At 68.6% G+C, this 23,986-nt stretch carries 23 protein-coding genes; 12 read left to right on the top strand and 11 right to left on the bottom strand.

Translation table 11 applies throughout. The annotated features are described in order from the left end of the window. Positions 1–6 precede the first annotated feature (6 nt). Together LDL49_RS08105 and LDL49_RS08100 are read right to left on the bottom strand one after the other, a co-directional pair. Positions 7–732, bottom strand: a complete 726-nt coding sequence (locus LDL49_RS08105; RefSeq protein ID WP_225290315.1) for an ABC transporter ATP-binding protein — start codon at positions 730–732, stop codon at positions 7–9. After that, positions 729–1,235: a PadR family transcriptional regulator gene (locus LDL49_RS08100; protein ID WP_225290314.1), complete on the bottom strand. Its 507-nt coding sequence runs from the start codon at positions 1,233–1,235 to the stop codon at positions 729–731. The genes LDL49_RS08105 and LDL49_RS08100 overlap by 4 nt, the downstream gene beginning before the upstream one ends. A gap of 129 nt (positions 1,236–1,364) precedes the next feature. On the opposite strand from LDL49_RS08100, the gene LDL49_RS08095 reads away from it, so the two are divergent. The 10 genes from LDL49_RS08095 to LDL49_RS08050 all read left to right on the top strand — a co-directional run bounded on the left by LDL49_RS08095 (position 1,365) and on the right by LDL49_RS08050 (position 11,408). Then, positions 1,365–2,612 carry an ABC transporter substrate-binding protein gene (locus LDL49_RS08095; RefSeq protein ID WP_225290313.1) on the top strand — a complete coding sequence of 416 codons (1,248 nt, stop codon included), beginning with the start codon at positions 1,365–1,367 and terminating at the stop codon, positions 2,610–2,612. Positions 2,613–2,619: 7 nt separating this feature from the next. After that, on the top strand, positions 2,620–3,942 hold the full coding sequence (locus LDL49_RS08090; RefSeq protein ID WP_225290312.1) for an ABC transporter substrate-binding protein: 1,323 nt from the start codon (positions 2,620–2,622) through the stop codon (positions 3,940–3,942). 11 nt (positions 3,943–3,953) lie between these two features. Next, positions 3,954–5,333 (top strand): ABC transporter permease, encoded by a 1,380-nt coding sequence (locus LDL49_RS08085; RefSeq protein ID WP_225290311.1) that lies wholly within the window; start codon positions 3,954–3,956, stop codon positions 5,331–5,333. After that, positions 5,330–6,229 (top strand): carbohydrate ABC transporter permease, encoded by a 900-nt coding sequence (locus tag LDL49_RS08080; protein ID WP_225290310.1) that lies wholly within the window; start codon positions 5,330–5,332, stop codon positions 6,227–6,229. Before LDL49_RS08085 ends, LDL49_RS08080 begins: the two co-directional genes overlap by 4 nt. Before the next feature lie 102 nt (positions 6,230–6,331). Next, positions 6,332–7,693, top strand: a complete 1,362-nt coding sequence (locus LDL49_RS08075; protein WP_225290309.1) for a M1 family metallopeptidase — start codon at positions 6,332–6,334, stop codon at positions 7,691–7,693. Positions 7,694–7,762: 69 nt separating this feature from the next. Next, a complete protein-coding gene (locus LDL49_RS08070) occupies positions 7,763–8,440 on the top strand; it encodes a uracil-DNA glycosylase (RefSeq protein ID WP_225290308.1) in 678 nt (225 codons plus the stop codon). A 10-nt stretch (positions 8,441–8,450) separates the two neighbouring features. Next, the gene (locus tag LDL49_RS08065; protein ID WP_225290307.1) at positions 8,451–8,774 is read left to right on the top strand and encodes a hypothetical protein; all 324 of its coding nucleotides are present in this window, start codon (positions 8,451–8,453) and stop codon (positions 8,772–8,774) included. A 93-nt stretch (positions 8,775–8,867) separates the two neighbouring features. After that, complete coding sequence (locus LDL49_RS08060) at positions 8,868–9,158, top strand: MTH1187 family thiamine-binding protein (RefSeq protein ID WP_225290306.1); 291 nt, start codon at positions 8,868–8,870, stop codon at positions 9,156–9,158. A 124-nt stretch (positions 9,159–9,282) separates the two neighbouring features. Continuing rightward, positions 9,283–9,684 (top strand): hypothetical protein, encoded by a 402-nt coding sequence (locus LDL49_RS08055; RefSeq protein ID WP_225290305.1) that lies wholly within the window; start codon positions 9,283–9,285, stop codon positions 9,682–9,684. A gap of 128 nt (positions 9,685–9,812) precedes the next feature. Further along, positions 9,813–11,408, top strand: a complete 1,596-nt coding sequence (locus tag LDL49_RS08050) for an FAD-dependent monooxygenase (protein WP_225290304.1) — start codon at positions 9,813–9,815, stop codon at positions 11,406–11,408. A gap of 19 nt (positions 11,409–11,427) precedes the next feature. On the opposite strand, the gene LDL49_RS08045 is transcribed toward LDL49_RS08050, so the two are convergent. The 4 genes from LDL49_RS08045 to LDL49_RS08030 all read right to left on the bottom strand — a co-directional run bounded on the left by LDL49_RS08045 (position 11,428) and on the right by LDL49_RS08030 (position 13,626). Next, positions 11,428–12,249 (bottom strand): ABC transporter permease, encoded by an 822-nt coding sequence (locus tag LDL49_RS08045; RefSeq protein WP_225290303.1) that lies wholly within the window; start codon positions 12,247–12,249, stop codon positions 11,428–11,430. After that, complete coding sequence (locus LDL49_RS08040; protein WP_225290302.1) at positions 12,246–12,410, bottom strand: hypothetical protein; 165 nt, start codon at positions 12,408–12,410, stop codon at positions 12,246–12,248. Before LDL49_RS08040 ends, LDL49_RS08045 begins: the two co-directional genes overlap by 4 nt. A gap of 71 nt (positions 12,411–12,481) precedes the next feature. Beyond that, entirely contained in the window at positions 12,482–13,234 is a 753-nt protein-coding gene (locus tag LDL49_RS08035; RefSeq protein ID WP_225290301.1) for an ABC transporter ATP-binding protein, read from the bottom strand. After that, positions 13,177–13,626, bottom strand: coding sequence for a hypothetical protein (locus LDL49_RS08030; protein ID WP_225290300.1), 450 nt, complete (start codon positions 13,624–13,626; stop codon positions 13,177–13,179). Before LDL49_RS08030 ends, LDL49_RS08035 begins: the two co-directional genes overlap by 58 nt. Positions 13,627–13,688: 62 nt before the next feature. Between LDL49_RS08030 and LDL49_RS08025 the strand changes: the two genes are divergently transcribed. Next, on the top strand, positions 13,689–14,609 hold the full coding sequence (locus LDL49_RS08025; protein ID WP_225290299.1) for a winged helix-turn-helix transcriptional regulator: 921 nt from the start codon (positions 13,689–13,691) through the stop codon (positions 14,607–14,609). Between the two features lie 53 nt (positions 14,610–14,662). Here LDL49_RS08025 and LDL49_RS08020 read toward each other — a convergent pair whose 3' ends face one another. Continuing rightward, on the bottom strand, positions 14,663–15,613 hold the full coding sequence (locus tag LDL49_RS08020; protein ID WP_225290298.1) for a hypothetical protein: 951 nt from the start codon (positions 15,611–15,613) through the stop codon (positions 14,663–14,665). Between the two features lie 288 nt (positions 15,614–15,901). Further along, on the bottom strand, positions 15,902–16,516 hold the full coding sequence (locus tag LDL49_RS08015) for a hypothetical protein (RefSeq protein WP_225290297.1): 615 nt from the start codon (positions 16,514–16,516) through the stop codon (positions 15,902–15,904). A 565-nt stretch (positions 16,517–17,081) separates the two neighbouring features. Here LDL49_RS08015 and LDL49_RS08010 point away from each other — a divergent pair. Then, the gene (locus LDL49_RS08010) at positions 17,082–17,264 is read left to right on the top strand and encodes a hypothetical protein (RefSeq protein ID WP_225290296.1); all 183 of its coding nucleotides are present in this window, start codon (positions 17,082–17,084) and stop codon (positions 17,262–17,264) included. 536 nt (positions 17,265–17,800) lie between these two features. Here LDL49_RS08010 and treZ read toward each other — a convergent pair. The 3 genes from treZ to glgX are packed head-to-tail and all read right to left on the bottom strand — an operon-like array spanning position 17,801 to position 23,829. Next, positions 17,801–19,540 carry a malto-oligosyltrehalose trehalohydrolase gene (gene treZ, locus LDL49_RS08005; RefSeq protein WP_308016091.1) on the bottom strand — a complete coding sequence of 580 codons (1,740 nt, stop codon included), beginning with the start codon at positions 19,538–19,540 and terminating at the stop codon, positions 17,801–17,803. A 1-nt stretch (position 19,541) separates the two neighbouring features. Continuing rightward, positions 19,542–21,743 carry a malto-oligosyltrehalose synthase gene (gene treY / locus LDL49_RS08000; RefSeq protein ID WP_225290294.1) on the bottom strand — a complete coding sequence of 734 codons (2,202 nt, stop codon included), beginning with the start codon at positions 21,741–21,743 and terminating at the stop codon, positions 19,542–19,544. Continuing rightward, positions 21,736–23,829: a glycogen debranching protein GlgX gene (glgX, locus tag LDL49_RS07995; protein ID WP_225290293.1), complete on the bottom strand. Its 2,094-nt coding sequence runs from the start codon at positions 23,827–23,829 to the stop codon at positions 21,736–21,738. The genes treY and glgX overlap by 8 nt, the downstream gene beginning before the upstream one ends. Positions 23,830–23,986 lie beyond the last annotated feature (157 nt).

Raw genomic sequence — 23,986 nt, 5'->3', positions numbered from 1 at the left:
CTGAGCTCATCGGAGGTCGATCACCTCGCCGGCCGTCCCCGTACGCCTGCGGGCGATCCGGCCGTCGTCGACGATCGCGCCGTCGAACAGCGACACCAGGCGGTCCGCGAGGGCGGCCACGCGGGCGTCGTGGGTGACCATGACGATGGTCTGGCCATCCTTGTGCACGTCGCTGAGCAGCCGGAGCACGTCGCGGGTGTTGCGGCTGTCGAGGTTGCCGGTCGGCTCGTCGGCCAGCAGCACGCTCGGCTGGTTGGCCAGCGCGCGGGCCAGCGCGACCCGCTGCTGCTCGCCGCCGGAGAGCTGGCCGGGCGCGGCGTCGGCGCGTTCGGTGAGGTTGAGGGCGCCCAGCAGGCTCTGGCGGCGTTCGCGGGCGTCTCTGGGCGAGGCCCCGGCCAGTAGCGCGGGCAGCTCCACGTTGTCGGCCACGGTCATGTTGGCGACCAGGTTGAAGAACTGGAAGACGAAGCCGACCTTCTTGCGCCGCAGCAGCGCCCAGGCGCTCTCCGAGAGCGTGTCGACGCGCTTCTCGTCGAGCCAGATCTCGCCGCTGGTGCGGGTGTCCAGCCCGCCGAGCATGTGCACCAGCGTCGACTTGCCCGACCCTGACGGCCCCATGATCGCGACGAACTCGCCGGGCTCCACCTGCAGATCCACCCCTCGTACGGCCGGTACGGGCACCGCGCCGTCGGAGTAGATCTTCACCAGGTTGACGGTCTTGATCACGCTCATGCCAGATCCTCCTGACACCGTGCCAGCCAGTCGAGGTCGGCCTGCAGGTGCAGCATGGCCCCCTCGATGAGCAGGACCGCCACGCTGTCGGCGGGTGCCGTGCGGGAGAGGAGGTCGTTGAGGTCGCTCATGAGCGAAAGATAGTGCCGGCGCTGCCGGTTGATGAGGGCCATCCGGTCGGCGATGCCGGTGAGCGGGGCCAGCACGAGCTTCATGAAGAACTCGTCGCGCACCCGCGGGCCCTCGGTCGGCTCGTCCACCCAGGTGGTGAGCACGTCGCGGCCCTTGGCCGTCAGGTAGTAGACCTTCTTGTTCGGCCGGTTGGACTGCTCCACGTCGACGGCTCTGACCAGGCCGTCCTTCTCCAGCCTGCCGAGCGTCACATAGATCTGGCCGATGTTGGGGGAGGGATAGGCGCTGCCGAAGGTCTGCTCAAGGGCCTGTTTGAGCTCGTATCCATGGGCAGGTTCCTTGGCCAGGAGCGCCAGCAGGTGCAACCGCAAGCCCCACCTCCCCCTTGTGTTACGGATGCGTTACGCGCTACTCCGTTGACCGCCAGATTACATGTGTGCATAACATAAATGCATCTACCTAACACGAATGTAATCCTTTCTGAACCGGGAGGTCATCGGGTGCTTCGCTCGTTGCCGATCATGCTGGCCGTCTCCCTGGCGGCCGGTTGTGCGGCGACGGGCGACGAGGTCGGCGGCGATACCGGCACGGGCGGCACCGGCCCGATCACCTTCGCCACCGGACGCGACACGACGGCGTACCTGCAACCCCTGCTGGATCGCTGGAACCAGGCCCACCCGGCCGAGAAGGTGACGCTCCTCGAACTCCCCGAGGCCGCCGACGAGCAGCGCGCGCAGATGGTGGCCAATCTCCAGGCCCGGAGCAACCGCTACGACGTGCTCGGGCTGGACGTGGTGTGGACCGCCGAGTTCGCGGAGAACGGCTGGATCATCCCCCTGGAGCGCGGGCTCTTCCCGCTCGACAGGCTCCTGCCGCCCGTCGTGGACACGGCGGTCTACAAGAACAAGCTGTGGGCGGTGCCGTACACGAGCAATGCCGGCCTCCTCTACTACCGAACGGACCTGATCAAGAAACCGCCGCGCACCTGGGCGGAGCTTCGCGAAAAAGCCCTAGAGGTCACGAAAAAGCGGGACATCGGGGGTTACGCCGGGCAGTTCCTCGCGTACGAGGGGCTGACCGTGAACTTCTCCGAGGCCGTGCAGTCGGCGGGCGGGCAGATACTCAGCCCCGACGGCACGGAGGTGACCCTCGACCCGGCCAAGGCCAGGATCGCCCTGGACTTCCTCATCCAGGGCCTGCGCGAGGGCTGGATCCCCAAGGAGTCGCTGTCGTACAAGGAGGAGGAGTCCCGCCTGGCCTTCCAGGAAGGGCGGCTGGCCTTCGCCCGCAACTGGCCCCACGCGTACGGGCCGGCGACGGCCAAGCTCGGCAGCAAGTTCGCGGTGACCAGGCTTCCCGGGCTCAACGGCCCGGGGTCGAGCACGCTCGGCGGGGTCAACCTGGCCGTCAGCGCCTACTCCAAGCATCAGCACACCGCTCAGGAGTTCATCCGCTACTTCACGGGCCTGGAGAACGAGCGGCGGGTGCTCACCGACGGCTCGTTCCCGCCGGTGTGGACCGAGCTCTATGACGACCCGGCCCTGATCAAGCGCTTCCCCTATCTGCCCGTACTCAAGGAGAGCATCCTCGCCGCCAAGCCGCGGCCGGTCAGCGCGAACTACAACCAGCTCAGCCTGGTGATCGCCAGCTCGGTCGCCAAGGCGCTGAGCCCTCCCTACACCGAGTCCGCCGACGACGTCGCGGCCTCCATGAAGTCCGAACTGCAAGAGATCATCAGAACACAGTGAGGCAGCCATGCGAAAAGCCAGAGCAGCAGCGATCCTGGCAGGGCTCGCGGTAGCGGTCGCCGCGTGCGGAAACGCGCCGACGACCACCCAGCCCACAACGTCGGGTTCCGCGTCGGCGAGTGGCGGGGGCAAGACACTCCAGGGCGTCAAGCTCGAGATCGCCGCCAAGTGGACCGGCGAGGAGCAGAAGAACTTCGAGAAGGTGCTCAAGGCCTTCTCCGACAAGACCGGCGCCACGGTCACCTATGCCTCCACCGGTGAGGACACCGGTGCCTACCTCGGCCCGCGCATCCAGGGCGGCAGCCCGCCCGACGTGGCGGTCCTGCCGCAGCCGGGCCTGGTGCAGCAGTACTCCAAGCAGAACGCGCTGAAGCCGCTGACCGCCGAGGTCACCCAGGAGATCGACAACAACTACACGCCGTACTGGAAGGAACTGGGCTCCGCCGACGGCAAGCCCTACGGTGTGCTGATCAAGGCCGCGCACAAGTCGCTGGTCTGGTACCGCGCGCCGGCGTTCGAGGACGCGGGCGTGCAGCCGCCGACGAACTGGGACGAGCTGGTCAAGGCATCCCAGACGATCGCCGACTCCGGCACGGCGCCGTTCTCCCTCTGCGGCGCCTCCGGCTGGACGCTGACCGACCTGTTCGAGAACGTCTACCTGTCGAGCGCGGGTCCGGACAACTACGACAAGCTCTCCAAGCACGAGATCCCGTGGACGGACGCCAGCGTCGCCACGGCTCTGCAGAAGATCCAGCAGATCGTGGGCAAGAAGGAGTTCGTCCTCGACGGCAGCTCCGGCGCGCTGCAGACCGACTTCCCGACCTGCGTGACCAAGGTGTTCGGCCAGAAGAAGGCGGCCATGGTCATCGAGGCCGACTTCGTCGCCACCCAGGCGACGCAGGACGGCGCCAAGGTCGGCGAGGATGCCAAGATCTTCCCGTTCCCCAAGGCCGGTGACACCGCTCCGGTCGTGCTGGGCGGCGACGTGGCGGTCGCGATGAAGGACACCCCCGGGGCCATGGCGCTGCTGCAGTTCCTCGCCTCCAAGGAGGGTGGCGAGATCTGGGCCAAGCTGCCCGGTTACCTGTCGCCGAACAAGAACGTCTCCCCCGACAACTACCCGGACCCGCTGACCAAGCAGCTCGGGCAGACGATCATCTCCGCCGGTGACGCCGTCCGTTATGACATGTCCGACCTGGCGCCCAGCGCCTTCGGCGGTACCGACGGCAAGGGCGAGTGGAAGGTGCTGCAGGACTTCCTGCGCAACCCGAGCGACATCAAGGGCGCGCAGACCAAGCTCGAAGATGAGGCCAAGAAGGCCTGGAAGTAAGAGGTAAGGCCGTGACCGAAAAGGTGGACGGCCCGAAGGCCCCGCGCGAGGACGACACCTCGCGCGGGCCCGCCTCCGGACCGGCTGAAACCCCCCGCACGCAACGACGCCTCGGCCCTTCGCCGACGGTCGCGATCGCCTTCCTTCTCCCAGCGGCCCTGCTGCTGGGAATCTGGGTGGTCTACCCCATCGTCTACTCGATCTTCCGCAGCCTGTTCGACGCGACCGGCAGCGGATTCGTGGGCCTGGGCAACTACGCCACGATCTTCACCGACTCGGGCATGCTCACCACGATCAGGAACAACCTGATCTGGGTGGTCGTCGCCCCGATCGTGGTGACGACGCTGGGCCTGATCTTCGCGGTGCTCACCGAGCGCATCAAGTGGGCGACCGCGTTCAAGCTGATCGTCTTCATGCCGATGGCGGTCTCGCTGATGGCCGCGGGCGTGATCTTCCGGCTCGTGTACGACGAGGACCCGGGCAAGGGCGTCGCCAACGCCATCCTGACCACGGTGCACGACACGTTCTCCTCCTCCCAGGGCTACCCGGACGCGCGACCCCGCGAGGGCGACCAGTCGGGCGTCGTGGCGGACAAGGGCGCGATCGTCACCAAGCAGCCCGTCCAGTCGGGCCAGCCGGTGCTCATCCCGATCGTCGGCATCAAGCCGAACATCATGCCGAGCGCCGCCCAGCCCGCCAAGGCCGCGCCGCCGGGCAACGCCCTGTCCGGAACGGTGTGGTTCGACTTCACCCCGGGCGGCGGCGGCAAGAACGGCACGCCCGACGCCACCGAGAAGGGCCTGCCCGGCATGACCGTGGAGGCGGTCAAGGACGGCCAGGTGGCCGGCACCGCCACGACGGCCGACGACGGCTCCTTCCGCTTCGACGGGCTGGCCGCGGGTTCCTATGTCGTACGGCTGCCGCAGTCGAACTTCGAGGCGTCCTACCACGGCCTGACCTGGCTCGGCCCGACGCTCATCACCCCCGCGATCATCGGCGCGTTCGTCTGGGTGTGGGCCGGGTTCGCCATGGTGCTGATCGCGGCCGGGCTGGCGGCCATCCCGCGTGACTCGCTGGAGGCGGCCCGCATCGACGGCGCCACGGAGTGGCAGGTGTTCCGCCGGATCACCGTGCCGCTGCTGTCGCCGGTGCTGCTCGTCGTCTTCGTGACGATGATCATCAATACCTTGAAGGTGTTCGACCTGGTCTTCATCATCGCGCCGCCATCGGTCCAGCCGCAGTCGAACGTGGTCGCGCTGGAGATGTGGCGGGTCTCGTTCGGCGGTGGGAACAACCAGGGGCTGGGCAGCGCGCTCGCCATCTTCCTGCTCATCCTGGTCCTCCCCTTCATGATCATGAATATCCGCCGGTTCAGAAGGGAGGACACATGACGACGGCAACCGCCTCGGCTCCTGCCGAGGTCCATGCGGGCGCGCCCCGCCGGAATGTGATCACGCGCATCGTCGACCGTCTCGGCGGCGGCGCCGTCCAGGTCGTGATGGTGCTGCTGGGCCTGTTCTGGCTGGTCCCGACGCTCGGCCTGATGGTCGTCTCGCTGCGCTCCCCGGCGGTCAACGGCGCCGAGGGCTGGTGGACCGTCTTCACCAAGCCCGCCGAGCTGACCATCGAGAACTACAAGAACCTCCTGGCCAGCGGCTTCACCTCCTCCTTCTGGAACACCGTGTTCATCACGGTGCCGACCACGGTCCTGGTGATCGGGATCGCCGCGATGGCCGCCTACGCGTTCGCGTGGATGGACTTCCCGGGCCGTGACCTGTCGTTCCTGATCGTGGTCGGGCTGCTCATCGTGCCGATCCAGATCGCGCTGATCCCGGTCGCCATCTTCTACGGCGGCGTCGGCATCTTCGGCACGATCCCCGGCGTGGTGCTGTTCCACGTGGCGTTCGGGCTGCCGTTCGCGATCTTCCTGCTCCGGAACTTCTTCGTCGGCATCCCGGCCTCCCTGCTGGAGGCGGCGCGGATGGACGGGGCGTCGGAGGTGAAGATCTTCGTGCGGGTGGTGTTCCCGCTCGGCAAGCCGGCGATCGCCTCGCTCGGCATCTTCCAGTTCCTGTGGGTGTGGAACGACATGCTCATCGCGCTGGTCTTCGCCGACACGGACAACCAGCCGATGACCAAGGCGCTCCAGTCTCAAATGCGGCAGTTCGGGTCGAACGTCGACATCCTCTCGTCGGGCGCCTTCCTGTCGTTGATCATCCCGCTGGTCCTCTTCTTCGCCTTCCAGCGCTACTTCGTGCAGGGCATGATGGCCGGTTCGGTGAAGTAGCTCCACATGTGCCGGCCAGGTGCGGGGGCATGGGCGCCCGCCTGCCGAGGGGGGCAGGCGGGCGCCCGTCACGCTCTCTCCGACGGCCCCTAAAATTCACTCATGAAGCTCCTCGCGGCGGCGGTCGCCACCTTCATCGCTCTTGGCCCCGGCTCCGCCGGTGCGGGCGCCGGCGCCGAGGGCGCGGGTGATCCGTACTTCCCCCAGCAGGGCAACGGGGGCTACGACGCCGCGCACTACGACCTCGCGCTGAGCTACGATCCGGGACCCAACCGGCTGAGCGGCGTGGCGACGATCACCGCCCGGGCCACGCAGGAGCTGAGCCGCTTCGACCTGGATCTCGTCGACACCCTGACCGTGCGGTCCGTGGTGGTGAACGGCGCGGCGGCCTCGTTCCGGCGCAGCGGTCCTGAGCTCGTGGTCACCCCGCCCGGCGGGCTGGCCTCCGGGCGCCCCTTCTCCGTCGTGGTCCGCTACGACGGCAAGCCGACGTACGTCGTCGACCCGGACGGCTCACACGACGGCTGGATCCGTACGGATGACGGGGTGTTCAACGCCAACGAGCCTCAAGGGGCCATGTCCTGGTATCCCGGCAATCACCACATGACGGACAAAGCCACGTACCGCTTCACGGTGACCGTGCCGAGCACGCGGGTCGCGGTGGCGAACGGCGACCTGGTGTCGCGGACGTCCCAGGGGGGCCGCACGACGTACGTGTGGAACGAGAGGGAGCCCATGGCCAGCTACCTCTCGACCGTCACCATCGGAAAGTTCGAACTTTCCGACACCAAGATCGGAAATTTCCGCGTAATCACCGCCGTGGACCCGCGGAACGCTGCGAAAGCCGGGGACTTCGCGAAGCGCCACAAACCCATCCTTGACTACTTCGGCTCGCTCTTCGGCCCCTACCCGTTCTCCTCGACCGGTGGCATCATCGACCGCGCGTCGGACGTCGGCTACTCGCTGGAGACGCAGACCCGCCCCATCTTCCCCCAAGTGCCGAGCGAGCCGCTGCTCTCCCACGAGCTCGCCCACCAGTGGTTCGGCGACGCCGTGACGCCGACGCGCTGGAAGGACATCTGGCTCAACGAGGGCTTCGCCACCTACGCCGAATGGCTCTGGCAGGACAAGCTGGGCACCAAGAAGCTCCAGGACTCCTTCGACGAGGCCTACAGCCGTGCCCCGGAGGACAAGTTCTGGCAGACGCCCACCGCCGACCCGGGCGGCGCGGCCAGCCTCTTCGGGGACCCCGTCTACTCGCGCGGCGCGATGACGCTGCACGTCCTGCGCGGCGCGGTCGGCGACCGCGTGTTCTTCACCATCCTCAGGACCTGGGTCAACGATCACAAGTACGGCAACGCCGACACCGCCGCCTTCACCGCCCTGGCCCAGCGGGTCTCGGGCCGGGATCTCGGCACGCTCTTCGACCACTGGCTGTTCCAGCGGGGCAAGCCCACGCTGTGATCATTCTGGTACGGCGGCCCACCGGATTCGGACCGCAAGCCGTACCAGACCTGGCTAAGCTCAACAGCCATGGCCAGTCGTCCCTTGAACGAAGTCGTCGAAGCCGGATGGGCCAGTGCGCTGGAGCCCGTCTCCGAGCGCATCTCCCACATGGGCGAGTTCCTCCGCAATGAGATCGCCGAAGGCCGGCAATACCTCCCCGCGGGCGCCAATGTACTGCGCGCCTTCAACCAGCCCTTCGACGAGGTCAAGGTGCTGATCGTGGGCCAGGACCCCTACCCCACGCCCGGTCACCCCATCGGGCTGTCGTTCTCCGTCGCCGCCGATGTGCGGCCGCTGCCCGGCAGCCTGCTCAACATCTACAAGGAGATGGAGACCGACCTCGGGCTGCCGCGACCGTCCAACGGCGACCTGACCCCCTGGGCCGACCAGGGCGTACTCCTGCTCAACAGGGTGCTCACCGTGATGCCCGGCAAGCCCGCCTCCCACCGGGGCAAGGGCTGGGAAGAGGTCACCGAGCAGGCCATCCGCGCGCTGGTGGCCCGCGACAAGCCGATGGTCGCGATCCTGTGGGGCCGCGACGCGCGCAACCTGGCGCCGATGCTCGGCAGCGTGCCGCGCATCGAGTCCGCGCACCCGTCTCCGCTGTCGGCGCGCAACGGATTCTTCGGCTCCCGGCCGTTCAGCCGCGCCAATGAGCTCCTCGTTCAGCAAGGCGCCGGTCCTGTCGAGTGGAAGCTGCCCTAGCATCTTCGCCATGAGTGATAACGAGAAGTTCCTGCGCCTGACGGTCGAGCTGACCGTCGAGGTGCTCGACGTGGACGCGCTGCAGGCCGCGGCGCTGGCCGAAATCCGCCACCCCGACGCCGACCTCACCGAGGAAGAGCGGGCCGAGCAGGTGGAGCTCGTCAACTCCGACGACACCGGCGCGTCGGCCCTGCAGTGGCTGATCGAGCCGGACCACGTCCTGCAGCTCGTCGACCACATCGACGAGATCGAGCCGCGCGAGGCCGTCCTGGGCGTCGAGCCCTCCGACGGCCCCAGCGAGGAAGAGGAAGAGGAAGACCACGAGCACTCCTGAGTCCAGTGCGGGCCACGACGTCTGTTCGATCGGCATCGTGGCCCGCGCTGTGACCTGGTGCGCCAGTGAGCTGTGAGCTGAGAGGACACTGAGTTGATCGTCGCGTTCTCGATCACGCCGCTGGGCGTCGGCGAGGGGGTCGCCGAGCCGGTCGCGCGCGCCGTCAGGGTGGTGCGGGAGAGCGGGCTGCCCAACCGGACGGATGCCATGTTCACCACCATCGAAGGTGAGTGGGACGAGGTCATGTCGGTGGTCAAGCGGGCGGTGGACGCGGTGGCCGAGGTGGCGCCGCGGGTCAGCCTGGTGCTGAAGGCCGACCTCAGGGCCGGCGTCACCGACGGCATGACCAGCAAGATCGAGTCTCTCGAACGCCACCTGTCCTGACCGGTGGCCGTGGCTGGGGTCGGCCGGCAAGGCGGCCCCTGACCCACCCGGGATTGTCTGTCCGGACTTCCGGGCTTACGTGCGCGTTCATGGCTCGGTTAGTGTGAGCCGGTGTGATCACGAGGTGTTCTCTCCCCGTTCGTGGCTCGCCGCCGCGATCATCGGCACCGTGCTCAGCACGGCCCTCGCCGTCCCGGCAGCCGCAACCTCCTCCCCCGCCAAGGTCACCGATCCCGTACGCCACGTCGATCCGCTGATCGGATCGGCCAACGGCGGCAACACCTATCCCGGCGCCGTCCTGCCGTTCGGGATGATCTCGTGGAGCCCGACCAACACGGCGGGCGACCAGACCAACGCCGCGGGCGCCAACGGCTACTCCTACAACACCCCCCGCGTAAGAGGCTTCGCGCTCACGCACGTCAACGGCGCGGGGTGCCATCCGGGGGCCGCGGGCGACATCCCGATCATGCCGTTCGCCAGGACGCAGCCACGCCGGACCGTCACAGTGATCGAGACGGTCGTGTGACGAACCTCCCAGTCGTCGCCGCACCCGCCCTTAGTACATTTCGAGATATGTCTTGACCCGTCCACACACGCGACATATCGTGTTGCTCGGCAACAACGCGATACTACGCGTTCCAGGAGGTGGGTTGAGTGCACGAACGAGTACCCGTTCTTGTCGTCGGCGGCGGTTATGCCGGACTGAGCGCGGCCGCGCTGCTGGCGTGGCGTGGCGTGCCCGTCATGCTGGTCGAGCGGCACCCCAGTACGTCGGTCCAGCCCAAGGCGTTCGGGATGGGCCCCAGAGCCGTCGAGTTACTGCGGCCGGTGCCCGGGGTCGAGCAGTCGCTGCGGGACATCTGGCAGGGCATCGGTGACAGCGTGCGCATCGCGATCGCGGCGAACCTGACCGACCCGAACCCGCACATGATCGTGACCGGCGACAAGGACGACTTCGCCTTCCTCGCCGACATCACGCCCGTCCCCCAGGTGGGCGCCCCGCAGGCGGAGGTCGAGCGGGTGTTGCGGGCCAAGGCCGAGGAGCTGGGGGCCGACCTGCGCTTCTCCACCGAGCTGGTCTCACTGGAGCAGGACGCCGAGGGGGTCACGGCGGTCATCCGGGCCGACGGCGTCGACAGTGTCGTACGGGCCGACTACGTGGTCGCCGCGGACGGCTCCCGCAGCCCGCTCCGTGCCCAGCTCGGCATCCCCACTTCGGGTAAGGGCGAGCTGGGGCTGATGTGCTCGATCATGTTCGATGCCGACCTGACGGAGCTGGTACGGGAGCGCGAGGTCACGCTCTGGTACCTGCAGAACGAGGTCTTCACCGGCGCCATCGTGACCGGCACGGGCGTGGGCATGCATGTGTTGGGCATCAATTACGACCCCGCCAAGGGTGAGAGCGAGGACGACTTCACCGAGGAGCGCTGCGTCGAGCTGATACGGGTGGCGACCGGCGTGCCCGACCTCGACGTACGGGTGCTCGACAAGACCACCTTCGCCATGGCGCACGTCCTGGCCGACCAATACCGCTGCGGGCGGGTGTTCCTGGCCGGCGACGCGGCCCACACGATGCCGCCCACCGGCGGGCAGGGCGGCAGCACGGCGCTCCAGGACGGCTGCGACATCGCGTGGCGGCTCTGGCTGGTGGCGACCGGGCAGGCAGGGCCGGATTTCCTCGACACCTACGACGCCGAACGCCGTCCCATCGGCACGCTGACGGCCGACGCCCAGCTCGCGAACCTCGGCTACCGGATGCCTCCCGCGATGCGTACCGAGCACCCGGAACCGCTCGAAGACCCCATGGCCGCCATGATCGGATACCGCTACCACTCGACGGCGATCCTGGAGGAGCCCGATGACGACGGGTCGATCCTTGAGGATCCGCGCATACCGACCGGGCGTCCGGGCAGCCGCGCCCCGCACGTGCCGCTCGACTGGGACGGGCAGCTGATCTCGACCATCGACCTGTTCGGATCCGGTTTCGTGCTGATCGCCGGTCCCGGGGGGCAGTCCTGGATGGACGCGGGGCGGCTGATCAAGGAGCGGCTGCGCATCCAGCTCACGCGCGTGCTGGTGGACGAGGAGCTGATGGACGTCGAAGGCTGCTGGGCGGAGAGGTACGGCGTGGACAGGGGTGGCGCCGTGCTGATCCGGCCCGACGGCTACGTCGCCTGGCGCTCGCCGTACGCCGACCCGGATCCCGCGACCACCCTCGAACGGGTGCTCCGGCAGGTGCTCAGCCGCTGACAGGGCGCCCCAGTTCACCTCAGAAGAGGCGTAGCTGGCCGGTTCGCTGGGCTCGTGCCTCTCCCAGCCGGAGCGCGACGACCGCCGCGAGCAGCAGGGCTCCGGACAGTACGGCCAGCCCCGCCAGCTCTCCGGCCAGGTCGCCGAGGCCCTGCCCGTCGAGCAGCGCACCACGTACGACCGCCAGGCTGCCGGTGAGCGGGAGCACCGAGCCGACGGCCCGGATCCAGCCGGGCAGCGCGAACACCGGCAGCCGCACCCCGCTGGCGAACCACATCGGATCGTCCAGCAGCGTGTAGAGGAAGGCGGCGTCCCTGGAGAAGATCAGCAGGCTGTTCAGGAACGCGCCCCACGCGACCGCGGGCACCAGCATGGCCAGGAAGACCACCGCGTACATGGCGGGGTGGGCCACGTTCACCACGTCCAGCAGCGTGAACATGGCCACCGCGAAACAGGCGAACAGCCAGGCGTTCTGCACCAGCGCGGCGAACCCGTTGGCGATGACCACGACCAGCCGGTTCGCGGGTGACAGGAAGAGGAGCTCCAGCGTGCCGGTCTGGCGCTCGAAGGAGAAGTGCCAGGCCGACTGCACCAGCGAGAAGAAGAACGTGAACCCGAGCGCGCCCGTGGCCAGGAAGGCGAGCAGCCGCTCCGGATCGGCGGCGAGCGGCCAGCGTTCGGCGATGCCCGGCGTCGCGGCCAGCGGCCGGAGCGTGTAGTAGGTCTCTGCGAGCTTCAGCAACGGCCAAACCAGCATCGAGAACAGGACCAGCTTGCTGCCGAAGATCTGGCGATGCTGCTTGAGCGCCTCGGCCCGCATGACCTTCACCGCGTGCCTCACGTCATCACCTGCCACCGGCTGGTGCGGTCGACGAGCGCGCAGGCCGTACAGCCGGCGCCGGTCTCCGTCCGGCACCACGCCGGAGCCGCACCCCGCTCCACACCCGCCCACGACTGAGCCGCACCCACCTCCGCGCGGGTCCACGGCGGGGTGGCGCCCATCCGGGGACGGCACCATGTCGACGTCACGCCCATCCCCGTGCGGCACGGCGACCAACTCGGGTGCGGCGCGATCACGCGACCACCTTCAGGGAGCGGTCGCTCAGCGCGAGGATCGCGTCCTCGAGGGACGGCTCGACGATCTCCAGCCCGCCGAGCGCGCCGCCCGCCTCGATGATCGCCGTGGTCAGCGCCCCGGTCAGGTCGTCCGGATGGTTCAGCTCGATCACCCCGCCCGGTGCAAGCCGTACGCGGCTGTCGAAGGCCCGTACGGCGGCCTCGATCTGTGGCGACAGGTTCGTGACCGTGACCCGGACCGTCCGGTGGCAACCGGTCTGGGCCATCAGCTCGGCCGGCGAGCCCGCCGCGAGGTGGCGGCCGTCGCCGATCACGTACACGTGCTCGCAGAGCTGCTCGACCTCGGCCAGGTAGTGGCTGGTGAGGAGGACGCCCTTGCCCCGCTCGGCCAGCCCGGCGACGACCCTGCGCAGGTCACGGGCGATCGGCGCGTCGAGACCCAGCGTGGGCTCGTCGAGCAGCAGGTAGTCGGGGTCGTTGATCAGGCCCCGGGCGATGGACAGGCGCTGGGTCATGCCGCGCGAGTACTGTTCGACACGGGTGGCGGCGGCGTTCGTCAGACCGACGAGTGCGAGCAGCTCTTCGATGCGCGGCTTGAGGACCTTTGTGGGGATGTCGTAGAGCTGGCCGAAGTACCAGAGATTCTCCCGGCCGGTCATCCGTGCGTAGACCATCCGCTCGCCGCCGGCGATCAGGTTGATCCTCTTGCGTACGGCATGCGGCTGTCTGAGCGGGTCGAGGCCGCCCACGCGAACAACACCGCCACCTCGACCGCCACCGCGGTGAAGGCGAACGCCGAGAACCCCAGCAGGTACGGCAGGCGCCGCGCCGGAGCCACGAGCAGCGCGCCCATGGTGCCCTCGCGCTGCTCCTGGATCATCGCCTTGCCGGTCCAGAGGATGCCGTGGACGACGAACATGTACGCGCCGGCGCCCACGGCGATGTACCCGAGATAGTCGCCGGTGCCCGCCTTTCCGCGGAACTCCGCGGATATCCCCCCGCCCGCCACGGCCCGCAGCCCCAAGTAGGCCAGCCCGATGGTGAAGACACCCAGCAACAGGGTGCCGATGAAGTATGACCATGGGTAGGCCCGCTTGGTCACCAACCACGACCGTCTCAGAGTCGCCCATGCCACGCTCATGAGTCTCCTTTGGGAACTGACTAAGTTTCTATCAGAGACTCACTTGACGGTAAAGTCGGGGAATGATCAGAGAGCTGCGCTCGCAGGACGCCGACTGCTCGATCGCCCAGGCGGCCGCCGTGATGGGCGACTGGTGGAGCCTGCTCATCGTCCGCGAGGTGACCCGCGGCCACCGCCGGTTCGACGACCTGCTGGGCGAGTTGGGCATTTCCCGCAAAGTCCTCACGGAACGGCTCAAGCACCTGGTGGAGCACGGGGTGCTGACTCGTGAGCCCTATCAGAGCGGGCCGGTGCGGTACGAGTACGTGCTCACGGACGCGGGCTGGGCACTGGCGCCTATGCTGATCACGATGCAGGACTGGGCGGACCGCTGGCTCCTCGGCGACGGCACTCTCACGGGGGTGGCGGCCCCGCGAAGCCCGGAAGCCGCCCGCGTACACGCCCTGCTGGGCACCCACATCCCGGATCCACTGCGACTGCCCGCCCTCATCAGCCGTCCACCACTCACCACCGACCAGACCGACCCCGGCGAGCGAACGGCGTCGCTCGATGTCGTGGCGGACGCGCGGGCGACGGTTCTGTTCGCGTACCCGTCGACGGGCCTGCCCGCGCCGCTACCGCCCGGCTGGGATCAAGTCCCCGGAGCAGTGGGCTGCACGCTCGAGAACCGTATCTTCCGCGACAGGCATCCCGAGTTCGCCGCCCATGACATCGCCATCCATGGGGTGAGCACGCAACGCCCCGACGAGCAGGCCGCCTTCGCCGCCGCGGAAGACATCCCGTTCCCCCTGCTCTCGGACATGGACCTGCGCCTGGCGGCGGCTCTCCGCCTGCCCACCTTCCGCGCCGGCCAGGCCCTGCGGCTCAAGCGCCTGATCCTGGTCGTGGACCGTCTCCGGGTGATCCGCCACGTCATCTTCCCCGTACTGGACATCCCGGCCGCCATCACCGAGGCACTGACAGCCGCCGAAGCCATCAGCTGACCGCACCTGACGAACCTCGCCCCTCCGGCCATCCCCCGGCCCTTGCCAGAGGGTCAGCCGGCGAGGAGTTGCTCTCGCGTCGCCAGCAGTGCTCTGTGCTGGGCTTCCAGTTGCGTGGTGCGACCGGCCAATGCCTGTACGGTCTCGACGACCCATTGGGAGATCGAGGCCACCGCGTCGCGCGTCTTGTTGATGCGCTGGTGTTGGAGCGCGTCAGTGATGATGTTGTCGAAGAACGAGTCCACGAACCACCGCGTGTCCACCTTGGGCATCTGGAGTTCGGCGACCCACCCGATGTCCGCCAGTTCGCGGGAGAAGACGTCGAGCGCTCGCTGGGCGTGCCAGGCTGCCTGGTCCGCGCTCGACAGGTGGCCGTGTTCGATCACGTCGGCCAGCACACCGCCGCCGAGCATGTCCCAGGTCGACGCGCCGCGCGCCTTGTTCAGCAGCGCCAGGACGATGCCCAGCGCCTCGCCCGCGGCCTTGCCTGCTTGCCAGGCTTCAAGGTGTTCCCTGATGTCGGCTTGCGTGTCGGCCAGCTTCTTCGATGTGCCGAGCAGCTTCTGACCGCGTTCGTTGCCCAGCCCGATCAGGAGCCGCTCCTTGTCGGCCAGCAGTTTCTCGTACGCCTGGTGTGCCCCCGCGATCGAGGCCAGCTCGCGGTCGGTGTCCTCCAGGTCGGCGGTCAGATCGTCGAGCCGCCTCCGCTGGCCGTGCAGCCGCTCCCATGCGGCCTCGGCTTCGGCTCGTTCCCTGGCCAGCCGGTCCTCCTTGGAGCCCGCGACTGGGGTCGCGAGTACGGCCAGGAAGCCGCCGAGCCTGCCTTCCAGGCGGGCGACGTCGTGCTGCTCTTTGGCCAGTTGTGTCTCCAGCCAGTCGGTCACCTTGGTGACCTCCCGGATCTGGTCGGCTGTCGCCTGCCGCCGGGTGGTCAGGTGGTCGAATCGGCGAATCTGCTCGCGTGACTCACGTAATTTACGGTCAACGTCTTCGAAAGCGTCCACATGGGTTCTACGAATGGCGACCATATGGGGTTCCTCCTGGGGGTGTGGGCCGGTTGGGGTGTGAGCCGGTTGGGTGTGGGCCGGTTGGGGTGTGGGCCGGTTCACACAGCCAGGGGCTGAGAGTCGGGTCCATCTGGTCACTGCTGATAACCGCCCACACGTCGCATGCCGGGGTTCCTGTGGGCCGGTTTATGCCACACCACAGGGTGGGGACGAGTCCGTCTGGTCGCCGCCGGTGACGGCCGACACGTCGCATGCCGGGGTTCCTCCTGAGAGGTGTGGGCCGGTTTATGCCACGAGAGCTGGGGACGGGTCTGTCAGATCGCAGCCGATGACGGCCGGCATGTCGTGGGCGGTGCGGTGGGTGGCGCACAGCCAGTCGTTGAGGGAGCCGACGAAGGTCGACGGTGGGCCCACCTTGAGGTGGGTGACCTGGCCTGTGCCAGGGGGTGGGTCGGCCCTGAGGTAGGCGACCTGGCCCGCGCCTGGAACCGGGGCGACCTTGAGCCGGCCGATGCGGCCGATGCGGCCGTGGCTGGTCGGGTCGGTGTCGCAGGGGGTGAGGTGGACGGTGAATGGCGAGCCGCCGTGCCCGGCTGAGGTCGCTATTTGTACGTGGTCGTCGATCGAGCGCTCGGTGGCGTCCGGGTGGGTCGCGACGAAGGCCAGGTGATCGGTGACGAGGTGGTGTGCCACTCTGCGGAGCAGACTCGTGGCGCACAGGCTGTGGGCGCAGGCTGCGCCGTCCAAGGTGATCTCGGGCAGGGCGAAGCGACGCAGTCCCCGGGAGGTGACGCGCAGACAGTCGCAGGCGCCGGTGTCAGCCGGATCCCACGGCGGGCAGGTGGCGTCCCCGTGCACCTGCACGTCCCAGCCCAGCCAGTCGTCGGCCAGCCGGAACACGGGCGACTCGCCGATTGCCGGAAAGGCAGCCGGGTCGTCTCCTCGCCGACCACCGACCGCCCGGGACCCCGGTCCGCCGACGACGGACCCGAAAGCCGATCCGGACAGCGACCTATAGGCCGACCTGGATACCGGCCCAGATGCCAACTCAGAGACCGACCCGGACGCCGATCCAGAGATCGGTCCGGACACCGACCTGGATACCGAGCCGGGCGTCGGTCCGGCTACCGGCTCGGACACCGGCCCAGATACCAGCCTAGAGACCGATTCGGGGAGCGGCCCAGAGGCCGATCCGGACACCGGACCAGACACCTGGCCAGAGGTCGGGCCCGCCACCCGCCCAGGCGCCGGACCGGGGGTCGGGCCAGAGGTTGGACTAGAGGTCGGGTCGGCTACTCGCCCGGGCATCGAACCAGCTACCGGCCCGTGCACCGGATTAGAGGTCCGCCCAGGCGCCGGACCAGATGTCGGTTGGAAGCCGCTGAAGCCGTGTTGGGGCGAGGGAGTGGTCGGGGTGTCGGTGTGTCGATCGCAGGTGAGCAGTGTGATGCCGGTCAGCGGATCTATGACCAGCCCCTCGCACTCCTGCGCCACCGCGCGCGCCGCCGCGCGGGCCACCTGGATGCTGGTGGGCAGCGCGTGCGGAGGTGCTGTCGAGGAGACCACGACGTGCTGCTGGGCTCGGCGGAGCAGGTGGCGCTCCTCGATCGCGAGCGTGACACCGGCCGGTCTCCAGGGGGAGCGGTGATGGGTGATGGTCAGGAGCGGGCTGCCCAGGGCCGCGCTCACCGCCCGTCTGTACGGCCTGCCGACCCGCCATGGCACGAACGACTCGATGTCGAAAGGGATGCGCTCGACGGGGATGACGAAGTGGGACGTCAGACGGGCAGGCAGGGGGAGAGTGATCTTCATTTGAGCCTCCGGGGGTGCTGTGGGGCACCAGGATCGGCGATCGGGAGGTGGAGGCGTGGAGGCGAACGGCGTTCTGGGGATAAGTTTTGGCAGATGGAGCTGGGGCTATGGGCAAAGAACACCCGACATCCGCCATCGCCATCCGGCATCCGTTGAGCTCCTGCAGGCCGCCGGACTAATGCCAAACCGACCAGCGATGTTCAGAACGATGATCCAAGTCCGCTCCTCTGGAGGTGCAGACGAGCGACCCAGGCCCGCCGCCGAAAACCAAGACGGGTGACCCACACCCGCCCCCTGAAGGGCCAGTCAGGTGGCCCACCCCCACTCCTCTGAAGGCCCAGCCGAGTGATCCAGATCCGCTCTTCAGGATGGTCAGGCAGGTGATCCAGATCCACTCTTCTGGCCACTGGGAGACCTGAAGATCGCCATGCTCTGCCCAGGCAGCCAAACCCCATCTCCACCCCCGGCGACCGGCTCATCAGACGCCAGCAGAGCCGCCCCCACCGACACCGGCAACGTCACCGAGTCCGCACCGAAGTTGACCGTGACGCAGACCGAGCCCCGCCACATCACCAGCCACTTCCCGTCCGGATCGAACTCCACCCGGACGCTGCCGAAATGCGGGTCGGACAGCTCGGGCAGCGCCTTGCGCAGGGCGATCAGGTCGCGGTACCAGCAGAGCAGCGACCAGTGGACCTCCTGTTTCACCTCGTCCCAGTCGAGCTTGGAGCGCAGGAACGTCTCCTCACGCGACGGGTCGGGAGCGTCCCAGGCGTATCCGAAGCCGTCGAACTCCTGCTCCCTGCGCCCGCCTTCGCTCTCCCGCAACTGCGGGTCGACGTGGTCGGAGAAGAACAGGAACGGCGTGCCGGCCCCCCACTCCTCCCCCATGAACAGCATCGGGGTGAACGGCGAGGTCAGCAGCAGCCCGGCGCCGAGTTTGAGCGCGGAGACGGGCAGCCGGTCGCCCAGCGGCCGGTTGCCGATCTGGTCGTGGTTCTGCAGGCAGGCGACGAGCCGGTGGCCGGGCACCCCGGCGAACGGCGCCCCATGCGTACGGCCGCGGAAGCTCGACCAGCCGCCATCGTGTACGACACCCCGGGTCAGCGCCTTGGCCAGCGAGGACAGGTCGGTGAAGTCGGCGTAGTAGCCGTGGCTCTCGCCGCTCACCGCGCAGTGCAGCGCGTGGTGGACGTCGTCGTCCCACTGCGCGGTCATTCCCAGCCCGCCCGCGTCGAGGGAGCGGACCATGGACGGGTCGTTGAGGTCGGATTCGGCGATGAGCGACAGCGGCCTGCCCACCGCGCAGGACAGCGCGTCCACCTGGTCCGACAGCTCGGCCAGCAGGTGCGTGGCGCGCTTGTCGTGCAGCGCGTGCACGGCGTCGAGCCGCAGGCCGTCGATGTGATAGTCGCGCAGCCACTGCAGGGCGTTCTCGATGAAGTAGCGGCGTACCTCGTCGGATCCCGGCCCGTCGAGATTGACCGCCTCGCCCCAGTAGCTCCCGGTGAATCCGGCGAAGTAGGGCCCGAAGGGGTGCAGGAAGTTGCCCGACGGCCCCAGGTGGTTGTAGACGACGTCGAGCAGCACGCCGATGCCGGCGCGATGGCAGGCGTCGACGAACGACTTGAGCCCGTCGGGGCCGCCGTACGTCTCGTTGACCGCGTACAGGTCCACCCCGTCATAGCCCCAGTTGCGCCCCCCGGGCACCGGGGCCACCGGCATGACCTCCACGAAGTCCACGCACAGCTCGACGAGATGCGGCAGCTTCTCGATGGCCGCCTCGAACGTGCCGGCCTGGGTGAAGGTGCCGATGTGCAGCTCGTAGATCACCGAGCCGCGCAGGTCACGGCCGGTCCACTCGTGGTCGGCCCACGTGTAGCGCGCGTGGTCGTAGACGGCGCTGGGCCCGAAGACGCCATCGGGCTGGCGGCGGGAGCGGGGGTCGGGGTAGGGGCCTTCGCCGTCGAGTACGTACCGGTAACGGGTCCCATGCCCGGCCTCGGGTAGATCGGCCGCCCACCAGCCGCCCTCACCGGCGGTCATCGCGCGGCGTCCGTCGAGGACGCCGTCCAGGTCGACCTCCACGGTCGTGGCATTCGGAGCCCACACCTCAAAGATCATGTCTCTCCAGCAGCGCGACGGGGTATCGGGCGAGCAGGTGAGCGAGGGGAACGCGGCCGGTGTAGACGCCGCCGGTCAGCAGTTCGCGCCAGGTGCCGGTCGGGAGGGTCAGCGTGGTGCCGCCCCAGCCGAGGCGCATCTCCCGCTCCCCAGCCCGTACATCCGGGGTCTGCGCGTCCGCGGTCCGTACTCCAGAGGCGCGGCGGGCGAGGCGGACGGGCAGCCGCGTGGCGACCGCGACCGCGCGCGGCGGGTCGTCACCGCGGGCGAAGGCGATCGCGTGCTCCGCCGCCTCCCCTTCCGCCAGGAGCGGTGTGTACGGTGCCGCAGGATCGAGCCGGCGGCGCAGCCGCAGCGCCTGGGTCGTCACCGCGAGCTTGGCCGCGTCCCAGCGCGACACCGGCGACCGCCCGAACGCCACCGGCCGCCGGTTGTCCGGGTCGACCAGCGAGAAATCGGTCATCTCATTGCCCTGGTAGACGTCCGGCACCCCCGGCATCATCAGCTGGACGAGCTTGGCCCCGAGCGAGTTGGCCATGGCGAAGGCGTCGATGCGCTCGGTGAACTCGCCCACCGGCAGCTTCACGGCCGCGGCCGCGAAGTCGCGAAGCCGCTGTTCGTACCCCGGGTCCGGATTTATCCAGGAGATGGAGGTCTTCGCCTCCCGCGCCGCCTTGAGCAGGTATTCGGCGAACCGTTCGGCGGAGATCGGCCAGGCCGCCATCAGGTTCTGCCAGGCCAGGTAGTCGAGCCGCGGATCGAAGCTCACCGCCGCCGACCATTCCGCCACCGCGTCCGCCCACTCACTGGGCAGTTCCGACAGTACGGACAGCCGGGCGCGTACGTCCTCCGACCGCTTGGTGTCGTGCGTGGACAGCGTGGTCATCGTGTACGGCCGCAGATCACGGCAGAACGCGTGGAAGTCCGTCACGGAGACGCCGAACAGGTCCGGATCGCCGCCGACCTCGTTCAGACACGCCAGGGGGAACCACCGGTACAGCGCCGTGTCCTCGACCCCCTTGGCCATCACCGGCCCGCAGGTCTGCTGGAAACGCGTGATCACGTCGGCCGGACCGTACAGGACCTGCTGGACGAACGGTTGCACGGCGGGTGAGCACGCGTCGGCGGCGCGCTCGACGATCTCCACCGATGCGGGGGGCGGCGGCTCGCCCGGCACCACGTACGCCCGGTACACCGGCATCGCCGCGAGCAGCTCGGCGACGGCGGACGGCGGGCACCCGGCGGCGCGGGCCAGCCGGCGCACCTCGGCGCCGAAGAACAGCTCGATGACCTCGCGCTTGGCCTCCGCCACCACCGGCCGGAAATCGCCGGGCAGGCCGGTGAGCCGGGTGAACAGCTCGACCAGCGGCGCCTCACCGGCCGGGTCGACGAACAGGCCGTTGACCCGGTTCAGCACCTCGTAGCCGGTGGTGCCCTCGCAGTCCCAGTCCTCGGGCAGCCGCTCGTCGCCGATCAGGATCTTCTCCACGACCGTCCAGGCGCCGCCGGACCTGGCGCGCAGGTGTTCGAGGTAGCCGCGCGGATCGGCCAGCCCGTCCGGATGGTCGACGCGCAGCCCGTCGACCAGGCCCTCGTCGAGCAGCCAGAAGATCACCTCGTGCGTGGCGAAGAGCACCGCCGGGTCCTCGACCCGCAGCCCGATCAGCGTCGACACGTCGAAGAAGCGCCGGTAGCCCGGCCCCTGACGCCAGTCGACCAGCCGGTAGTGCCCGGGGTGGGGGAACACGTGCTCGTGGTAGCGCAGCACGTCGCCGTCGACCACCGGCTCGACGCCGTCGCCGAGCACCGGCAGCGCCACCTTCCCGCCGTCCCAGTCGATGTCGAACCAGGCGGCGTACGGGGAGGCGGACCCTTCGGCGAGTACGGACCAGAGCTGGGCGTTGGTCGTGTTCATGTGGTTGGGCACGATGTCTAGGACGATGCCGAGATCCTGTGCGGCCAGCTGCTCGGCCATCTCGCGAAACCCCTTGGCGCCGCCGAACTCGGCCCTGATCCGGGAGTGGTCCGTGACGTCGTAGCCGTGCAGCGAGCCGGGCGTCGCTTGCAGGATCGGCGACAGGTACACATGGCTGACCCCCAGATCCCGCAGATACGCGGCGATCTTCCCCACCTGGGCGAACCCGAAGTCGGGCGTCAGCTGGACCCGATAGGTCGAGACCGGCCTAGACACGACGGAGCACCCGTACGCTGCGACCAGGCACCGCGACCCCTTCCCCGGCTCGGCACATCCGGACGTCGAGGATGATCGGCATGGCGGTGTCGATCTCGGTCTGCCACATCTCGCCGTAGTCCTTGGGGACCGTGAACGTGATCATGTCGTGGTGGGCGTTGAACAGCAGCAGGAACGAGTCATCCCTGATCGGCCGCCCGCGCCGGTCGGGCTCGGTGATGGCCTCGCCGTTGAGGAAGACGGCCAGCGACTTGGCGTAGCCGACGTTCCAATCGCTGTCGGTCATCTCCTCCCCCGACGGCGTGAGCCAGGCGATGTCGTTCAGGCCGCGCACCGGCTTGCCGTAGAAGAAGCGCCTGCGCCGGAAGACCGGATGCTTCTTGCGCAGCGCGGCCAGCCGCTGCGTGAACTCCAGCAGCAGCCAGTTCTCCCTGACGTCGGACCAGTCGACCCAGGTCAGCTCGTTGTCCTGGCAGTAGCCGTTGTTGTTGCCGTGCTGGGTGCGGCCCAGCTCGTCGCCGTGGGACAGCATCGGCACGCCCTGCGACAGGAAGAGCGTGGTCAGGAAGTTGCGCTTCTGCTGCTCGCGCAGCGACTCGATGGCCAGGCCCGCCGGGCCCTCCGCGCCGCAGTTCCAGGACCGGTTGTCGTCGGTGCCGTCGCGGTTGCCCTCCTTGTTGGCCTCGTTGTGCTTGACGTCGTACGAGACCAGGTCCTGGAGGGTGAAACCGTCGTGACAGGTGACGAAGTTGATCGAGGCGGCGGGACGGCGGCTGTCGTCCAGGTAGAGGTCGCTGGAGCCGGTGAACCTGGAGCCGAACTCGGGCAGCGTCGCGGGCTGCCCGCGCCACAGGTCGCGGATGGTGTCGCGGTAGCGGCCGTTCCACTCGGTCCATCGTGAGGGGAAGTTGCCGACCTGGTAGCCGCCCGGCCCGAGGTCCCACGGCTCGGCGATGAGCTTGACCTGCGACAGCACCGGGTCCTGCTGGACCAGGTCGAAGAAGGAGCTCAGCCGGTCGACCTCGTGCAGCTCACGGGCCAGGGTCGAGGCCAGGTCGAAGCGGAACCCGTCGACGTGCATCTCGATGACCCAGTAGCGGAGCGAGTCCATGATCATCTGAAGCGCGTGGGGCGAGCGCATGAGCAGGCTGTTGCCGGTGCCCGTGGTGTCCAGGTAGTAACGCTTGTCGCCGTCGACCAGCCGGTAGTAGTCGGGGTTGTCGATGCCTCTGAGGGACAGCGTCGGCCCGAGGTGGTTGCCCTCGGCCGTGTGGTTGTAGACGACGTCGAGGATGACCTCGATCCCCGCCTCGTGCAGCGCCCGCACCATGGCCTTGAACTCCAGCACCTGACCTCCCCGCTGCCCCTGGCTGGAGTAGCGGTTGTGCGGCGCGAAGAAGCCGATCGAGTTGTAGCCCCAGTAGTTGGACAGCCCGCGCTGCTCCAGGAGGTCGTCGGTGACGTACTGGTGGACGGGCATCAGTTCGAGCGCCGTCACGCCGAGCTTGGTGAGGTGGTCGATGATCTCCGGGTGGCCGAGCGCGGCGTAGGTGCCGCGCAGGTGCTCGGGGATCTTCGGGTTGCTGATCGTCAGGCCGCGCACGTGCGCCTCGTAGATCACGGTGTCGTGGTACGGCGTGGCGGGCGGCCGGTCGTGCCCCCACCCGAAGAACGGATTTATCACGATAGAGCGGTGGACATAAGGCGCCGAGTCGGCGTCATTGCGTGCGTCGGGCTGCCCGAAAGGGTAGCCGTACACCGCCTCGTTCCAGGTGACACCACCCTCGATCGCCATCGCGTACGGGTCGAGCAGCAGCTTGGCCGGATTGCACCGCAACCCGCGCGCCGGCTCGTAGGGCCCGTGGACCCGATAGCCGTAGCGCTGGCCCGGACCTATGCCCGGCAGATAGCCGTGCCAGATGAACCCGTCGACCTCGGTCAGCGGCACCCTGGACTCGACGTTGGCCTCGTCGAACAGGCACAGTTCGACCTTGTCCGCGACCTCCGTATAGAGCGAAAAATTGGTGCCGGCCCCGTCATATGTCGCACCGAGAGGATAGGGGTCTCCCGGCCAGATTTCGATCATCGAGGCTCCCTTGCCGTCTTTCCCCATGTTCCGTTCCCTCGCCTCGCCGGACAAGCCCAGCCTCGAAGGAGGCATCCGGCCCTGGCTGATCACAGGTCCTTCCCCCCAGACGGCTTAACACGCTTTCCGCCGGTGGGCCGCCCCTGACGGCGCGGTA

Source organism: Nonomuraea aurantiaca (assembly GCF_020215705.1).
Taxonomy (GTDB): Bacteria; Actinomycetota; Actinomycetes; order Streptosporangiales; family Streptosporangiaceae; genus Nonomuraea; species Nonomuraea aurantiaca.
The sequence above is the reverse complement of the archived record's forward strand: the minus strand, read 5'-3'. Positions and strand labels throughout refer to the sequence as shown.

What these genes read in the sequence shown, in the direction of transcription:
- LDL49_RS08025 (WP_225290299.1), top strand. Translation starts at nt 13,689, where the DNA reads ATGATCAGAGAGCTGCGCTCGCAGGACGCCGACTGCTCGATCGCCCAG.
- LDL49_RS08080 (WP_225290310.1), top strand. Translation starts at nt 5,330, where the DNA reads ATGACGACGGCAACCGCCTCGGCTCCTGCCGAGGTCCATGCGGGCGCG.
- LDL49_RS08075 (WP_225290309.1), top strand. Translation starts at nt 6,332, where the DNA reads ATGAAGCTCCTCGCGGCGGCGGTCGCCACCTTCATCGCTCTTGGCCCC.
- glgX (WP_225290293.1), bottom strand. Translation starts at nt 23,829, where the DNA reads ATGATCGAAATCTGGCCGGGAGACCCCTATCCTCTCGGTGCGACATAT.
- LDL49_RS08065 (WP_225290307.1), top strand. Translation starts at nt 8,451, where the DNA reads ATGAGTGATAACGAGAAGTTCCTGCGCCTGACGGTCGAGCTGACCGTC.
- LDL49_RS08105 (WP_225290315.1), bottom strand. Translation starts at nt 732, where the DNA reads ATGAGCGTGATCAAGACCGTCAACCTGGTGAAGATCTACTCCGACGGC.
- LDL49_RS08040 (WP_225290302.1), bottom strand. Translation starts at nt 12,410, where the DNA reads ATGGGCGCCACCCCGCCGTGGACCCGCGCGGAGGTGGGTGCGGCTCAG.
- LDL49_RS08090 (WP_225290312.1), top strand. Translation starts at nt 2,620, where the DNA reads ATGCGAAAAGCCAGAGCAGCAGCGATCCTGGCAGGGCTCGCGGTAGCG.
- LDL49_RS08070 (WP_225290308.1), top strand. Translation starts at nt 7,763, where the DNA reads ATGGCCAGTCGTCCCTTGAACGAAGTCGTCGAAGCCGGATGGGCCAGT.
- LDL49_RS08030 (WP_225290300.1), bottom strand. Translation starts at nt 13,626, where the DNA reads ATGAGCGTGGCATGGGCGACTCTGAGACGGTCGTGGTTGGTGACCAAG.
- LDL49_RS08010 (WP_225290296.1), top strand. Translation starts at nt 17,082, where the DNA reads ATGACCAGCCCCTCGCACTCCTGCGCCACCGCGCGCGCCGCCGCGCGG.